We start from the raw sequence: 15,891 nt of genomic DNA, 5'->3' as shown, positions 1-15,891 counted from the left end.
AAATCATGCTTGCACCAAAATCATGCACGGACAAAGGTGACTGTGGTGCCGGGTAGAAGCAGCGCCGGCGGGCGGCGCTCGGCATCCCACACCGACAGTTCCGTCGTTCCGATCAACTGCCAGCCGCCCGGGGAGCTACGCGGGTAGACGCCCGAGAACGGTCCGGCCAACCCGACTGCACCGGCCGGGACCTGCCTGCGCGGGTCCGATCGACGTGGAACTTCGAGCTTTCTCTCGTTGCTGGTCAGATACGCGAAGCCGGGGGCGAAACCGATGAACGCGACGGTCCACGACGCAGACGTGTGAGCATCGATCACACCGTCGACCCCGAGGCCGGTCAGCTTGCCCACCTCTACGAGATCGGGGCCGTCGTAGCGGACCGGAATCTCGACAGCAGACCCGCTCTCGTCTGCTGTGAGTTCGATCGGTACGGCCCCACGTACCCATTTCTCCACCAGTTGGTGCGCGGTGATCGTGTTGTCGTACTCGATCAAGATGGTTCGCGCCGCGGGAATCAGGTCGATCACTCCGGGGATCCGACTGGCGTCGAGAGCCCTGAAGTTGCCCAGCACACTCGGCAGTTCGTCGTACTCGACGAGGACTGCGGATTCACCGGCGGGCAGGATCGCGATCATGTGAACGGCGTGATCTCGACATCGGAAGATTCGAGGAGAGCGCGGATTGCCACGGCCATGTCGACGGCTGCCGGACTGTCACCGTGCACGCACACCGATGCGGCAGCGACTTTCAACGTGCTCCCGTCGACTGCGTCCAACTCGCCGTCTACGACCATTCGCCGAACCCGTTCTGCAACAAGCGTCGGGTCGTGCAGAACGGCGCCCGACTCGGTGCGGGGGACCAAGGTGCCTTCCGCCGTGTACGCACGATCGGCAAAAGCCTCGGCGACCACGTCGAGACCGGCTTCGCGCGCCTCTTCCAGGAACACCGAACCTGGTAGTCCGAGAACAGGTAGCGAACTGTCGTAGGCAACGACGGCGGCGACCACGGCCCGCGCCTGCCGTCGGTGATGGACTATTGCGTTGTAGAGCGCGCCGTGGGGTTTGACGTACGTGACCCGCGATCCGGCGACACGAGCCAAACCGTCGAGTGCCCCCACTTGATAAATGACGTCGGCGGTGAGGTCCTTCGGGGAGACGTCGATGAAGCGTCTGCCGAAACCGGCGAGGTCTCGGTACCCCACCTGCGCGCCGATCCGGACGCCGCGGGCGGCGGCGGATTCGCAAGTCGCCAACAGCGTTGTCGGGTCGCCGGCATGGAATCCGCAGGCGATGTTCGCGCTGGTGACAAGTTCGAGCATGGCGTCGTCGTCGCCCAGGGTCCAGGCTCCGAAGCCCTCGCCGAGGTCGCTGTTCAGATCAACGCTGTAGCCCATACCTCGATTCTAGGTAGGTATGGGCTCTCGGTGTTCAGGCGTGCGCCGGAATCCGTCCGGCATTCTTGCGACGTGCGGATCCGAAGAGTCGGCATATCAGGTAGATCACGAACGAGACCGAGGTGACGAAACTCGAGACGGGAACGCCGGGGGCCAGCGAGAGAAGGATGCCGCCGACGGCTGCCAGTTCGGCGAACACGACGGAGAGGATCGTGGCCTTGAGTGGGCTTGCCGTGACGTACGCGGCGGCCGCTGCGGGGGTGATCAGCAGCGACATCACCAGCAGAGCACCGACGATCTGTACGCCGAGTGCTGCGGTGATGCCGACCAACACTGCGAACACGATCGACAGTGCCCGGACCGGAACACCGCGAGCTGCAGCAACTTCGGGGTCGGTGCTTGCGAACAGCAAAGGGCGGTAGATGAATCCGAGTGTGCCGATCACGATGACCGCGCACAGCAGCAGAAGTTCGAGACCGCTGTTTCCCGGCGCCACGATCTGTCCGACCAACAACGAGAAGCTGGTTCCCGTGCGACCGTCGTACGCCCAGAGGAACAACACCGACAGGCCGAGGCCGAAAGCCATGATCACGCCGATCACCGAATCTCGGTCGCGCGCTTTGGCTCCGAGCAGTCCGAACAGCACTGCCGCGACCACGGATCCGACGATGGCACCGAAGCCGACGCCCACACCGACGAGAAGTGCGGCGGATGCGCCCGTCAGTGACAGCTCACTCGTTCCGTGCACCGAGAACGACATCTGACGGCTCACGATCAGCGGCCCGATGATGCCGGCCAACAATCCGAGGATGGCACCGGCAATCAACGCCTGTTGGACGAAGTCGTACTGCAGTAGGTCGACGGTGGCGGACACGTCGAACATCCGCGACATCGCGTCGGTGAACTTGTTACTCACTGGTGGTGATCCTCATCAGAATGGTGAACGCCTTCTCCCGGGCGTAGTCCGCCTGCGCTGCCGAGCGCGTCGATGGCGTCTCCGGTGCCGATCACGACGAGGCGGCCACGAACCTGCAACACTTCGACGTCGGTGTTGTACAGATCCGAGAGAACCTCGGACGTCATCACTTCGGCCGGCGTCCCGATCCGGAATTTACCGTCCACCAGATAGAGCACTCGATCCACCAACGGCAGGATCGGATTGATCTCGTGCGTCACGAACAGCACCGCGGTGTCATGGCTGCGCCGCCGCTTGTCGATCAGCGTCGAGACCAGGTGCTGGTTGGCGAGGTCAAGGCTGAGCAGCGGCTCGTCGCACAACAGGATCCGCGGGTCGCCGACCAAAGCCTGTGCGATTCGCAGTCGCTGCTGCTCACCGCCGGACATGGAACCGATGGGAGCGTCGGCGAACGACTGGGCGCTGACCTGTGCGATGGCGTCGTCGACGATCTTGCGGCGACGACCCCGACGCAGTAGGCCCGTACCCCACTGGTGACCGTCGACGCCGAGGCCGACCAGGTCGCGGCCGCGGAGCGGGAGGCCGTCGTCGATCGATTTCTGCTGCGGGATGTACCCGACGTGTGAGTTCCCGGCCCGTGCCGGCGTGCCGACGATCTGTGCACTACCGCCGCTGAGTTGTAGTTGGCCCAGCAGAATCTTCAGGAGCGAGGTCTTGCCCGACCCGTTCGGCCCGAGTACGGCGATGAACTCACCTGGCTGTACCTCGAGATCGAGCCCGTCCCACAATGTGCGGGCGCCGAAGGACAATCGAGCGTCCTTCAGCGTCACAGCGGGCACGGAGGCCGCTGAAGGCGCGATGTTACCAGAAGGCACGGTGTTACCAGGGGGCACAGGAGTATTCGCGGAAGTTTCTGTCACAAGCCGATCGGTTCTTCTCGGAAATGGTGGGGCAAATAATTACTGGGCAGAGAGGGCGTTTGCGAGCGACTCCGCGGTCTGCGTCTGCCACTGAATGTAGTCCAGGTCCTCGGGGAGAGTCTCCGTAACCTCGACGACGGGCACTCCGGCGGTTTCGGCGGTGGTGCGCATATCCTGGGTCACTTTGTCCTGTGTCTGGATGTTGTAGACCAATGCGCGGGCCTGCTTCTCCGAGAGGAGTTGGCGGGTTGCGGCGATTGCGGCCGGTGACGGATCGTTGCCGTCTTCGATGGCGCTGGTGAACTCCTCGGGAGTTGCGTCCTTCAGTTCAGCTGCGACCAGGAGGTAGTGCGCGATCGGCTCGGTCTGAGCCACCGGTGCGCCCGCGTGGGCAGCGGCGATGGAATCGGTGATCGCTGTGACGCCGGCGAGCTTCTGGCTGTATGCCTTCGCGTTGTCCTCGTAGGTCGCCGCGTTGTCCGGATCGAGAGCGCTCAGCTGATCGGCCACCGAATGTGCGACGGCGTCGACGGTCGGGATGTCGAACCAGACGTGTTCGTTGACTGCGCCGTGGGTGTGACCGTCATGCGATTCGCCCGCGGTTTCGCCGGCGTGGATGCCGCCGTCGAGCAGGTTGTAGGCGTTGACCGTCTTCTGCTCGCCCTTGCCTGCGTCGAGGACGTCGGTGATGAACTGGTCGTAGCCGCCACCGTTGTAGACGACGAGCGATGCGTCGGTGATCTTGGCGGCATCGGCGGGAGTCGCCTCGAACGAGTGCGGGTCCGCGGACGGCTCGTTGATGATCGACGTCACGGTCAGCTTGTCGCCGGCGACGGCCTGCGCGACGTCGCCCCACACGTTCGTCGATGCGACGACGGTGATGCCGTCGTCCTTCGAGGAGGTTGAGCTGCACGCGGTGAGCGCGAATGCTGCGGCGACCGAGACGGCCGCGAGGGCGGTGGCGGTGCGGAATTTCGACGACGAACGCACGTGCTTTTCTCCTGAACAAAGGCTGGGCTAAATGCTATTGGAAACCGTTACCGTTACACATTAGCGCATAGTCGCTGGTAGTTCACCTTCGGTTCAGCCCCAACGCGCCGTCTGCGGGCACTACGGCTAACGTCCGTTTATGCCCCGGTCCCGTCAGCCACGCCGTCAAGCCACTTTGGCGTCGCTTGCCGCCGAGCTCAATGTGTCGAGAACTACAGTCTCGAACGCGTACAACCGACCCGATCAGCTCTCCGTCGAGCTGCGGGATCGAGTGCTCCAAGCGGCCAAGCGACGCGGATACCCCGGACCTGATCCGGTCGCCCGCTCCTTGCGAACTCGCAAAGCCGGCGCCGTCGGTCTCCTGCTCACCGAAGCACTCAGTTATTCGTTCCGCGACCCGGCCGCCATGAGCTTCCTGGCCGGTCTCTCGGAATCATGTGAGGACGCCGGCCAGGGCTTGCTGCTCATTCCGGCCGGGCCCGGGCGCGACGAGGTGGATGCTGCGGCCGTGGTCCAGCAGGCGGGCGTCGACGGCTTTGTCGTCTACTCGGTGGCCGACGACGACCCGTATCTCGCTGCCGTGCTCGAGCGTCACATTCCGATCGTCGTCTGCGACCAGCCCCGCGAGATTCCCGGTGCATCCCTCGTGGGCATCGACGACCGCGCTGCCATGCGCAAGGTCGCCGACTACCTCATCGGGCTCGGCCACCGCGACATCGGCGTGCTCTGCATGAGGCTGGGGCGCGACCGGATGGACGGCGTCGTCAGCCAGGAACGACTCAAGTCCCCACACTTCCACGTCCAGCGTGAGCGGATCGAAGGAGTGCGCGACGCGATGGTGGCGTCCGACATGGACCCACTCTCACTCACCGTGATCGAGCGGTACGTCCACACATCGCAGTCCGGGCACTCGGCGGCGGCGGAAGCTCTCGCGACCAACCCCGAGATCACCGCACTGGTCTGCACCACCGACGTGCTGGCTCTCGGCGCCTTGGACTGGGCGCGCTGGCAGGGCATAGATGTACCTGGCCAACTGTCGATCACCGGATTCGACGGCGTCGACGAGGCGCTGCGCGAATCACTGACAACGGTGCGCCAGCCCCAGGAAGAGAAGGGCCGGCGTGCCGGTGCGCTCCTGATGTCGCCGTCCGGATCCGGCGTTCCGATAGTCGAGATGCTCGACACCGAACTACTGGCCGGGCGAACATCAGGTCGGATCAAGGGGTAGCGCTCACGCCAGGAGTTGGGCGCAGCGCAACAAGCCCAGATGGCTGTACGCCTGGGGGTGGTTGCCCAGTGAGCGTTCCGCGATGGGGTCGTACTCCTCCGCGAGCAGTCCGGTGGGACCCGCTGCCGCGACCAACTGGTCGAACAGTGCCTCTGCTTGCAGGCGTTGCCCGATCAGTAGGTATGCCTCGACGAGCCAGGCGGCACAGAGATGGAATCCACCTTCGATGCCGGGCAGGCCGTCGTCGTGATGGTAGCGGTATACCGTTGAGCCGCTGCGTAGTTCGGCCTCGGTGGCTACGACGGTCGCTGCAAAGCGCGGATCCGTCGGATCGATCAGCCCCGACAGCCCGATGTGCAGAGTCGCCGCGTCGAGATCGGTACCGTCGTAGGCTGCGGTGTACGACTGGACGTCGTCCTTCCAGCCCTTGTGTCGTACTTCGTCGGCGATCTGGTCACGCAGTTCCACCCACTCGGGCAGGGCCTCGCGAGAAAAGCGGGTCGCAAGATCGACGGCGCGGTCGACGGTGACCCAGCCCATAACCTTGGAATAGACGTGGTGGCGCGGGTTGTCGCGAATTTCCCAGATGCCGTGATCGGGTTCGAACCAGCGCCGCTGCACTGCTTCGACCATGGCGCACACCAGTTCCCAGTCGCGGTCGCTCAAAGGATCGGGATCACCGGCCTTTTCGCGTGCATTCGCCAGTTCGACGATGAGCTCGACGATCGGGCCGAACACGTCCAGTTGAACCTGCTGATTCGCGGCGTTTCCGACGCGGACCGGCCGGGAGCCGGCGTATCCGGGGAGTGAATCGATGACGGCCTCTGGCGGTAGCGAAGTCCCGTGGAGCGTGTAGAGGGGGTGCAGGCGCTCGGGTCCCGGCAGTGTTTCGAGCACGCGGTGGACCCAGTCCAGGTAGTTCTCGGCCTCGTCGGTGGATCCGACGCTCACGAGAGCTGTTGCGGTGAGGGCGGCGTCGCGCAACCAGCAATAGCGGTAGTCCCAGTTGCGGACTCCGCCGATCTCTTCCGGCAGGGACGTCGTCGCGGCAGCCATGATGGAACCGGAATCGGCGTGGACCAGCCCGCGCAAGGTCAGTGCAGAGCGTTTCATCAAGTCCGGCTTCAGCTTCGGGAGTTCGAGCGTCTTGGCCCAATCGGACCAGTAGGCCTCCGAGGTCGCTCGACGCTCGAGCTCCGGAACGTCGGACGGGCCGATTTCTTCTGTTCCGCAGCGCAATTCGAGGACGACGTCACCCTTGGACGGCTCGACGATGGCGTGGGCGGTCTGCTGGTTTCCGTCGGTGGCGATGTTCCACAGCACACCGGGGGAGCGGAGCACGTACGGCTCGTTGGTGCCGAGGACCCGAATGCCCTCGTCGACGACCTCGAGCGTGACCTGACCCTGGCCGAACTCGGGACGGGGTGCAAACGAGACGATCGCGTCGGCCTGACCGGAAATGATGCGGGTCAGGTCGGTTCGTCCCTGTGGGACGTCGTGGGGGAGGTAGTCGGTGACGGACAGGCTCGCCCAGCGGGTCTGAACTGTCATCGTGCTGTCGATGTACTTCTGGCTCAGCGGCAAGGCTGTGCGTCGAGGCCCGACCGAGAAGTGGCCGGCCCCGGTTCCGCCGAGAAGGTGTGCGAAGACGGCCGCTGAATCCGGTTCCGGGTGACACAACCAGGTCAGCGTCGCATCCGGGGTCACCAAAGCGACGGTGCGCGGACTGGCGAGCATCGAGAGCCGCTCGATGGGCGGAGCGTCGGCGCCGGAAAGCCACGTACGACGCTCGTCGAGCAGGAACGCCAGAGCAGCAGCGACGTCCTCGGTGCTGTCGACGCGATAGTCGGCGACGGTGTCCCCGCTGCCGACCTTGATTCCGATGTCCGGCCCCTGAAGCCTGCTGAACGCCTTTTCGTCGGTCACGTCGTCGCCGATGAAGACGGCAGCGGTTGCGCCGTCCTGATGGCGAATCAAGTCGAGTGCGTGCCCCTTGTCGGTGGCGATGACAGCCAACTCGACCACCGATTTGCCCTCGGTGACCTGAACGCCTGGCCAGAGTGCCGATTCGGTGCGGACGGCGATGAGCGCCTTCTCGGCGTCGTCGGCACTGGTGTTGCGTACGTGCAGTGCAACGCTGGCGGGCTTCTTCTCCACCGTTGCCCCAGGGGTGTCGGCGGCGATTCGGCCCAACTCGGTGACGATCTCGTCGAGCAGTTTCCTGGCGTCGGCGTCGATCGCGTGAACGAATCCGATGTCGAACTCGGAGCCGTGGCTGCCGACCAATTGCACTTCGGCGGGAAGTCGGGACAGCGCAGCCAGATCCTTGAGGGCGCGGCCCGAGATCACGGCAGCCGTCGTCGACGCGAGGCTGGCGAGAGAGCGAAGCGCACGCACCGTTTCCGCCCGGGGATACGCCTTGTCCGGGTTGGCGACGATGGGTGCCATCGTCCCGTCGTAGTCGGAGGCTACGAGCAGACGCGGCGTGCGTGCCACGCCTGACAGCGCTCGGCGGAGTTCGATGGACAGATCTTGTGCGCTCACCTCTTCAAATCTAGGTGATGCAGCGACTCCTGGCTCGATACGTTTCCGGCCGATCAGTGCAAAAATGACAGATGCGACAAAGGATGTCTATTCGGGTTTCCGAGTTCCGTCACCGAGCAGCAGTTCAACCGTCAATTCCAGTCGATTGGCGACATCGGTAGCCGAAGAGCGTCGCGTGAGCCATGCCACCAAATTGGACAGCCACACATCGGAGATCACGCGCGCGATCGCCAACTGCTCTTCGGTTGGCTCCTCTTCGGTCATCGCTCGTGCGAAGAGGCGGTCCATCAACTGGCCCACCTGATCGACCTCGGCCGCTGCGGAGGCGTCGGCGAACATGAACGCGCGAGTCATCGCTTCGGTGAGGAGCGGATCGCGCTGCATCGCGCGGGTGATGAGGCTGAGGATCAGCTGCATCCGCTCGAGCGGACTGGTTCCAGGCGGGATCTTGCCCTTGGAATCGATCTTCTCGAATTCGCGTGCCAGGGCGGACACCAGTAGGTGAACCTTGGACGGGAAGTAGCGATAGAGCGTTCCGACTGCGACGTCGGCACGCTCGGCCACGGCGCGCATCTGAACAGCCTCGTAGCCCCCCTTGGACGCCAAGGCGAGTGTTGCGTCGAGAATCCGCTTGCGGCGTTCACGTTGCGCGTTGGAGCTGAGATCGTCGTCCCCGAGCGTTGCAGAAGCAACCGCGTTGGAGCGGGATCGGGATGTTGTGGTCATCGACAAATTCCTTCGCGCCTTGACTCTTGGCCAGGTGTCATATTAGAACACGTTCTAAACAATTGTGTCACTTATCGAGAGGCGGGAACCAGTTGTGACAATCGCCACGACCGATGAACAGCGGGCGGTCCAGGAATCGATAGAGGCCTGGGCTCGCTCGGCCACGCCGATGGACATGGTACGCCGTGGACCAGCAGTTTCGTGGCGGGAGAAATGGTCCGAGTTCGCGTCTCTCGGGATATTTTCGGTCGCCGTTCCCGAAGCGGTAGGCGGAGCCGGGGCCGAAATCGTCGATCTCGCAGCAATGCTCGAGCAGGCGGCAATCGAACTCGTGCCGGGTCCTGTTCTCACGACTGCACTCGCAGCTCTGGTGGTGGGGCGTAGTTCGTCGCCCGCTGCCAAGCGATGGTCCGAAACGCTCGCCGACGGTGCGCTGCCGTGTGCCGTCGTATTGGACGAAAGTCCAGTTGCGGCAACGGCGAATGCGTCCGGCGGCATCGAGCTTCATGGCGAAGGAGGTTACGCCTGGGGCGGCGATTCGGGCGTATCGGTACTCGTGTCGGCGGGCGTCGTGTCCGAAGACGAAGGCTCGCGTGTCGTCTGGGCTCTCGTCGACGGAGACGGCGAAGGCGTGACCTACGAAGCGGTCGACACGATCGACAAGTCGCGACCACTGGCGCGAGTCTCCTTCGATCGAGTGACGGTCGATGCCGACCGAATCCTCGATGACATTGCGCCAGGATCGGTTTCCGACCTAGCGGCGGTACTTGGGGCTGCCGAAGCTGCCGGAATTGCGGCGTGGAGCCTGCGTACTGCGGTGGAGTACGCGAAGATTCGCGAACAATTCGGAAAGCCCATCGGCTCGTTCCAGGCGATCAAACACATCTGCGCCGAAATGCTGTGTCGCGTAGAGAATGCCGGAGCCGTCGCCTGGGATGGTGCGGTCGCTGCCGAGTCGGGCGACGAACTTCCGATCGCCGCAGCAGTGGCCGCCGCGGTGTCGCTGGATGCCGCTGTCGACACGGCAAAGGACTGCATTCAAGTGCTCGGCGGCATCGGATTCACCTGGGAGCACGAGGCGCACTTCTACCTTCGTCGAGCACTGTCGCTCCGGCAGATTCTGGGCGGATCGTCTCATTGGCGCGCACGCGTCGCGGAATTGACGATCGGCGGCGCACGGCGTCACCTTCAGATCGACTTGAGTGAGCTCGAATCCGACCGGTCCGAAATTCGCGAAGAGGTAGCGCAATTGGTGGCGCTGCCCGAATCCGAGCAGCGCAACGCGTTGGCCGAATCGGGCTACCTTGCACCGCACTGGCCCAAGCCGTACGGCCGGGGCGCCAAGGCCGCGCAACAGATTCTGATCGAAGAAGAATTGGCGGCCGTCGGTATCGGCCGACCCGATCTGGTGATCGGCTGGTGGGCAGTGCCGACCATCCTCGAGCACGGCAGTGCGGAGCAGATCGAAAGATTTGCGACTCCGACGCTCAAGGGCGAGATCACCTGGTGCCAGCTCTTCAGCGAACCCGGTGCAGGTTCGGATCTTGCGGCACTGCGCACGACCGCGGAAAAGGTCGACGGCGGTTGGAAGCTGAACGGCCAGAAAGTCTGGACTTCGCTTGCGCGTGAAGCTGACTGGGCCATCTGCCTCGCCAGGACCGATCGCGAGGTGCCCAAACACAAGGGCATCACGTACTTCCTTCTCGACATGAAGACGGCCGGGATTCGGATCTCGCCGCTGCGTGAGATCACCGGCGATGCCCTGTTCAACGAAGTCTTCCTCGACGACGTCTTCGTGCCGGACGAGTGCGTCGTCGGCCAGCTCGGCGGAGGCTGGAAACTGGCCCGAACGACCCTCGCCAACGAGCGGGTCGCAATGAGCGGTGGCTCTTCGCTCGGCGGTGCGATGGAGGAATTGCTCGAGCTGGCCGGCGACCCCGATCCTGTGGTTGCAGACAAGCTCGGTGGGCTGATCGGAACCGCCATGGTGGGCTCACTGCTGGAATTGCGCACGACACTGCGGCAATTGGATGGTCAGGATCCGGGCCCGGCTTCGAGCGTCCGCAAGCTGGTGGGCGTGCGCCAGCGTCAGAATGTCGCGGAGTTCGCCATGGAATTGGGTGGTACTGCCGGGTGGGTGGAGGGCCCGCTTTCGCGTGAGTTCCTCAACACGCGCTGCCTGTCGATTGCCGGCGGAACCACGCAGATTCTGTTGACCGTCGCCGCGGAGAGAATTCTGGGCCTGCCCCGTGATTAGACGGCGTGAGTAGAGACCTTTAGAAATGTCCACGTTGGTGATACAACTAGAACACGTTCTACATCAGAGACAGGATTGCCAGCGTGGACTTCACTCCCGATGAAACCCAGGAAGCGGTAGCCGAGGTGGCTACCGCGCTCCTTGCCCGCGAACTGGAGCCGGACGCGCTCTGGGCGGCATTCGCCGATGCCGACCTGCTCACGCTGGCCCTGCCCGAGCGTCTGGGCGGCGAGGGACTCTCCGTCGCCGACGTCGGTTCCCTCCTCGTCGAGGTCGGCCGGGCCGCCGCTCCAATTCCGGCTCTCGCAACCCTCGGCTTCGGTGTACTCCCCATAGTCGCTCTGGGGACCGACGCTCAACAGGACGAATTGCTCACCGGAGTCGGCGCCGGACGGGTGTTCACCGCGGCGCTCGGTGAGCCGGGTCAGCAGTTCCCGGCACAGCCGTCGACCACCGCCCATCAGTCGGGCGACTGGTATCGCGTCAGCGGGACGGTGCTTGCCGTGCCTTTCGCGGCGAGCGCACACAGAATCCTTGTGCCCACCGACGCCGGAGTCGTTCTCGTCGATCCGACCGCCGCCGGCGTCGCATTGACGCCGACTCCCAGTGCGTCCGGCAGTCCGGAGTTCGCAGTCACCATGGACGAGGCAGTCGGTGAACTTCTCGGTGCCGGCGAGGAAGCCGTCCAGACGCTGTACCGGATCGCCACGGCAAGCATCGGAGCCGTTGCAGACGGTTTGGTGTCCGGCGCCGTCGATCTCACTGCGGCACATGTCGGCTCGCGTGAGCAATTCGGTAAGCCGCTCGCCACGTTCCAGGCAGTCTCACAACAGATAGCCGACGCGTACGTCACCTCCCGGACCCTTCATGTCGCGGCGTTGTCGGCGTCCTGGCGCGTGTCGGAGGGCCTGGACGCCCAGTCGGACCTCGACGTCATGGCGTACTGGATCGCCCAAGAAGTGCCTGCCACGATGCAGGTGCTTCACCACCTGCACGGTGGTCTGGGCGTCGACGTCACGTATCCACTTCATCGTTACTACTCGACTGCAAAAGACCTGGCACGCCTGCTCGGCGGTGCTTCGCAGCGACTCGACCTCGTGGGGGCCCGGTGTTCATCGATCTGACCGACAGTCAGCGCGCATTGCAAGCTGAACTTCGACGCTACTTCTCGACGCTGATCTCGCCCGAAGAGGCCAAGATCATGCGCGTGGAGCGGCATGGCCCTACCTATCGCGAGGTCATCCGTCGTATGGGCAAGGACGGCTGGCTCGGCGTCGGCTGGCCGGTGGAGTTCGGCGGACGTGGGTTCGGTGAAGTCGAGCAGCAGATTTTTGTCAACGAGGCTGTGCGGGCGGATGTCCCACTGCCTTCGGTGACGTTGCAGACCGTCGGTCCGACCCTGCAGAAGTACGGCAGCGAGGAGCAGAAGCAGAAATTCCTGCCCGCGATCCTCGCCGGTGAAGTGCACTTCGCGATCGGCTACACCGAACCGGAAGCCGGCACCGACCTTGCAGCACTGCGCACTTCGGCGGCACGAAATGGTGACGAGTACGTCGTCAACGGCCAGAAAATTTTCACCACCGGCGGGCATGACGCCGATTACGTGTGGCTCGCCGTGCGGACAGGGTCTGCCGATTCACGGCACCGCGGCATCTCCATCCTGATCATGGACACCAAAGATCCCGGCTACACCTGGACCCCGATCATCACCTGCGACGGTGCGCATCACGTCAACGCCACCTACTACGAGGACGTTCGCGTTCCGGCGAACATGCTTGTGGGTGAGGAGAATCAGGGCTGGCGCTTGATCACGACGCAGCTCAACCACGAGCGCGTCATGCTCGGTCCGGCAGGTCGTGTCGCAGGGATTTACGACCACGTCTTCGATTGGGCCAAGCGTGAAAACCTGCTTGATCACGTTGACGTACGACGCGCGCTCGGTGAGATTCACGCGACGTATCGCCTCAACGAACTGCTCAACTGGCAAGTGGCATCGAGTGATTCGGAGTCGGTGGACATTGCCGACGCTTCGGCAACCAAAGTATTTGCGACCGAACGCATCCAGCGAGTCGGTCGACTCGCGGAAGAGATCGTCGGACGGTACGGAAATCCGATCGATCCCGAAACAGCTGATCTCATGGAGTGGCTGGACATGCAGATCAAGCGCAACCTGGTGATCACCTTCGGCGGTGGAGTCAACGAGGTGATGCGCGAATTGATCGCTACCGCCGGCCTGAAGCTTCCCCGCGTTCCGAGATAGGAAACAAATCGTGTCAGATCCCATTCTCACTGCTGCCGAGCGGGTTCGAGAGGACGGGCCAAGCGCTCCTCGCGCCGGCCGGGACCCCGTGAACTTGCCGATGATCCGCAACTGGGTCGAGGCGATCGGTGACGAGAACCCGATCTACGTCGACGAATCGGCCGCCCGCGCCGCCGGACACGACGGAATAGTCGCGCCGCCGGCGATGGCGCAGGTATGGACGATGCGCGGTCTGGGGGCAATTCGAGAAGCCGACGATCCGTTGGGCCGGATGACGGACATCCTCGACGAGGCCGGATTCACGTCCGTCGTCGCGACCAACTGCGATCAGATCTACCACCGCTACTTGAAGCCGGGTGAAGAAGTCACCATCTCCTCGGTGTTGGAAGACGTTGTGGGACCCAAGAAAACAGGTCTTGGTCAAGGATGGTTCTTCACTACTCGCAGCTTCTGGCGGGTCGGCGAAGAACTGGTCTCGGAGATGATGTTCCGGATCTTGAAGTTCGCGCCGCCAGTCAGCGAGAGTTCCTCCACTGACGTGCCTGCGGACCTGGACGCATCTCGAATGCTGCGTCCGACAGCATCCCTCGACACGCAGTTCTTCTGGGACGGTGTCGCCGCACACGAGTTACGTATTCAACTGCGTGCGGACGGGTCGGTACAGCACCCGCCGGTGCCCGCGATCTGGAAGGACAAGTCGGAGCAGACCGACTACGTGGTCGCGTCAGGTCGGGGAACGGTCTTCAGCTTTGTCGTTCACCACGCCCCCAAGGTTCCTGGTCGGTCGTTGCCGTTCGTCGTGGCCCTGGTCGAACTGCCCGAGGGTGTGCGGATGCTCGGCGAATTGCGCGGTATCGATCCATCGAGTGTGTCGATCGGGATGGAGGTGGAGGCGATCTACCTCGACTTCCCCGGAGACGAAGAGACCGGGGGAACTCCCTGGACTCTGTACGCCTGGCAGCCGGTTTCGGTGTCTGCGGTTTCTGCGGTGAAGGAGTGACGATGACTTCGACGACGGATATCACTGTGGGAGAGGTTCTTCCGCAGCTTTCGATTTACGGCGACCCGACGTTTGTGGTCTCGGCGGCGCTCGCTACCCGCGATTTTCAAGATGTTCACCACGACCGCGATCTCGCACAGAAACGCGGCTCGAAAGACATTTTCGTCAACATCCTCACCGACACCGGCTTGGTGCAGCGATTCGTGACCGATTGGGCAGGACCGCGGGCTGTACTCACGTCGATCAAACTCCGCCTCGGAGTCCCCTGGTACGCCTACGACACCTTGACGCTCTCCGGAACGGTGACCTCCTACGACGAGGATCTCGTATCGCTCGCGGTGGTCGGCAAGAACAGCCTGGGAGATCACATCACCGCACAGGTCACACTGGCATTTCCGGCGTCGGGCTCGAATGGAGACATTGAAAACGGAGACATTGAATGAGCGCATTGTCCGGCAAGGCAGCGATCGTCGGAATCGGAGCCACGGATTTCTCGAAGGACTCCGGTCGCAGTGAACTGCGACTGGCCGCCGAGGCTGTTCAAGCCGCGTTGGACGACGCCGGTCTGACACCCGCCGACGTCGACGGTCTTACCTCGTTCACCATGGACACCAACACCGAAGTGGCAGTGGCTCGTTCGGTGGGGATTCCGAACCTCAAGTTCTTCAGCCGCATTCACTACGGAGGCGGTGCCGCTGCGGCGACGATTCAGCAGGCCGCCATGGCTGTTGCCACCGGCGTCGCAGACGTCGTCGTCGCTTACCGCGCGTTCAACGAGCGATCGGGTGCCCGTTTCGGGCAGGTGAACTCCGGCCTTGTGGCGCAGGTCAATTCGTCGGGAACGGACAACGCCTTTTCCTATCCTCACGGATTGGGTACTCCCGCATCCTTTGTCGCGATGGTCGCGCAGCGATACATGCACGTATACGGAGCGTCCAGCGAGGACTTCGGTCGAATCGCCGTCGCCGACCGTAAGCATGCAGCCACCAATCCGAAGGCGTTCTTCTACGGAAAACCGATTACCCTCGAGGACCATCAGAACTCGCGATTCATCGCTGAACCTTTGCATCTCCTCGATTGCTGCCAGGAATCCGACGGCGGCATCGCCATCGTCGTCACCTCGGCAGAACGAGCCAAAGATCTGAAGAACACCCCTGCCGTTATCGCTGCCGCCGCACAGGGCAGCGGGGCAGATCAATACATCATGACCAGCTATTACCGCGACGGTTTGACCGGCCTACCGGAGATGGGCCTTGTCGGCGATCAGCTCTGGTCACAAAGTGGGCTGCGCCCGTCGGACATGCAGACGGCGATCTTCTACGACCACTTCACGCCCTATGTTCTGATGCAGCTCGAGGAACTCGGTTTCTGCGGTAGGGGAGAGGCCAAGGACTTCATCGCCGGTGGCGCAATCGAACTCGGAGGCAAGCTTCCGATCAACACCCATGGTGGACAGCTCGGCGAGGCGTACATTCACGGGATGAACGGTATCGCCGAGGGTGTTCGGCAGATCCGCGGTACTTCGGTCAACCAGGTCGACTCCGTCGAGAATGTACTGGTGACTGCGGGAACGGGCGTTCCGACATCGGGGCTTGTGCTGACTCGCTGATTATCGTGGGCACAGCTTCATCAAGCGTCACGGCCGGTTGGCACCGCA

14 protein-coding genes are annotated in these 15,891 nt (G+C 63.4%); 7 read left to right on the top strand and 7 right to left on the bottom strand.

What is annotated here, in order from left to right:
* Positions 1-20: 20 nt before the first annotated feature.
* The 5 genes from pxpB to G4D79_RS01560 all read right to left on the bottom strand — a co-directional run bounded on the left by pxpB (position 21) and on the right by G4D79_RS01560 (position 4,219).
* Entirely contained in the window at positions 21-635 is a 615-nt protein-coding gene (pxpB, locus tag G4D79_RS01580; protein ID WP_082845682.1) for a 5-oxoprolinase subunit PxpB, read from the bottom strand.
* On the bottom strand, positions 632-1,393 hold the full coding sequence (locus tag G4D79_RS01575) for a LamB/YcsF family protein (RefSeq protein ID WP_099697072.1): 762 nt from the start codon (positions 1,391-1,393) through the stop codon (positions 632-634). The genes pxpB and G4D79_RS01575 overlap by 4 nt, the downstream gene beginning before the upstream one ends.
* Before the next feature lie 34 nt (positions 1,394-1,427).
* Positions 1,428-2,309, bottom strand: coding sequence for a metal ABC transporter permease (locus G4D79_RS01570; protein WP_003945811.1), 882 nt, complete (start codon positions 2,307-2,309; stop codon positions 1,428-1,430).
* The gene (locus G4D79_RS01565) at positions 2,306-3,184 is read right to left on the bottom strand and encodes a metal ABC transporter ATP-binding protein (RefSeq protein WP_235867745.1); all 879 of its coding nucleotides are present in this window, start codon (positions 3,182-3,184) and stop codon (positions 2,306-2,308) included. The genes G4D79_RS01570 and G4D79_RS01565 overlap by 4 nt, the downstream gene beginning before the upstream one ends.
* A gap of 84 nt (positions 3,185-3,268) precedes the next feature.
* A complete protein-coding gene (locus tag G4D79_RS01560) occupies positions 3,269-4,219 on the bottom strand; it encodes a metal ABC transporter solute-binding protein, Zn/Mn family (protein ID WP_099697071.1) in 951 nt (316 codons plus the stop codon).
* Between the two features lie 139 nt (positions 4,220-4,358).
* On the opposite strand from G4D79_RS01560, the gene G4D79_RS01555 reads away from it, so the two are divergent.
* The gene (locus G4D79_RS01555) at positions 4,359-5,447 is read left to right on the top strand and encodes a LacI family DNA-binding transcriptional regulator (protein WP_007733995.1); all 1,089 of its coding nucleotides are present in this window, start codon (positions 4,359-4,361) and stop codon (positions 5,445-5,447) included.
* A gap of 3 nt (positions 5,448-5,450) precedes the next feature.
* On the opposite strand, the gene otsB is transcribed toward G4D79_RS01555, so the two are convergent.
* The gene (gene otsB, locus G4D79_RS01550) at positions 5,451-7,991 is read right to left on the bottom strand and encodes a trehalose-phosphatase (protein WP_007733998.1); all 2,541 of its coding nucleotides are present in this window, start codon (positions 7,989-7,991) and stop codon (positions 5,451-5,453) included.
* Between the two features lie 87 nt (positions 7,992-8,078).
* Positions 8,079-8,717, bottom strand: a complete 639-nt coding sequence (gene kstR / locus G4D79_RS01545; RefSeq protein WP_003945752.1) for a cholesterol catabolism transcriptional regulator KstR — start codon at positions 8,715-8,717, stop codon at positions 8,079-8,081.
* A 94-nt stretch (positions 8,718-8,811) separates the two neighbouring features.
* Here kstR and G4D79_RS01540 point away from each other — a divergent pair, with 94 nt between their 5' ends.
* The 6 genes from G4D79_RS01540 (at position 8,812) to G4D79_RS01515 (ending at position 15,843) form a co-directional block, all read left to right on the top strand.
* Positions 8,812-10,974: an acyl-CoA dehydrogenase gene (locus tag G4D79_RS01540; RefSeq protein ID WP_099697070.1), complete on the top strand. Its 2,163-nt coding sequence runs from the start codon at positions 8,812-8,814 to the stop codon at positions 10,972-10,974.
* Between the two features lie 83 nt (positions 10,975-11,057).
* Entirely contained in the window at positions 11,058-12,098 is a 1,041-nt protein-coding gene (locus tag G4D79_RS01535) for an acyl-CoA dehydrogenase family protein (RefSeq protein WP_050657065.1), read from the top strand.
* On the top strand, positions 12,083-13,234 hold the full coding sequence (locus tag G4D79_RS01530) for an acyl-CoA dehydrogenase family protein (protein ID WP_058227266.1): 1,152 nt from the start codon (positions 12,083-12,085) through the stop codon (positions 13,232-13,234). Before G4D79_RS01535 ends, G4D79_RS01530 begins: the two co-directional genes overlap by 16 nt.
* 7 nt (positions 13,235-13,241) lie before the next feature.
* Entirely contained in the window at positions 13,242-14,234 is a 993-nt protein-coding gene (locus G4D79_RS01525; protein WP_180279558.1) for a bifunctional MaoC family dehydratase N-terminal/OB-fold nucleic acid binding domain-containing protein, read from the top strand.
* 2 nt (positions 14,235-14,236) lie between these two features.
* Positions 14,237-14,677, top strand: a complete 441-nt coding sequence (locus tag G4D79_RS01520) for a MaoC family dehydratase (protein ID WP_007734018.1) — start codon at positions 14,237-14,239, stop codon at positions 14,675-14,677.
* The gene (locus G4D79_RS01515) at positions 14,674-15,843 is read left to right on the top strand and encodes a lipid-transfer protein (protein WP_003945661.1); all 1,170 of its coding nucleotides are present in this window, start codon (positions 14,674-14,676) and stop codon (positions 15,841-15,843) included. Before G4D79_RS01520 ends, G4D79_RS01515 begins: the two co-directional genes overlap by 4 nt.
* The last annotated feature ends 48 nt before the right edge of the window (positions 15,844-15,891 follow it).

Origin of the sequence: Rhodococcus sp. WY5 (assembly GCF_018588185.1) — a bacterium.
Taxonomy (GTDB): Bacteria; Actinomycetota; Actinomycetes; order Mycobacteriales; family Mycobacteriaceae; genus Rhodococcus_F; species Rhodococcus_F qingshengii.
Note: the sequence above shows the minus strand (reverse complement) of the source record. Positions and strands in the feature narration are given on the sequence as shown.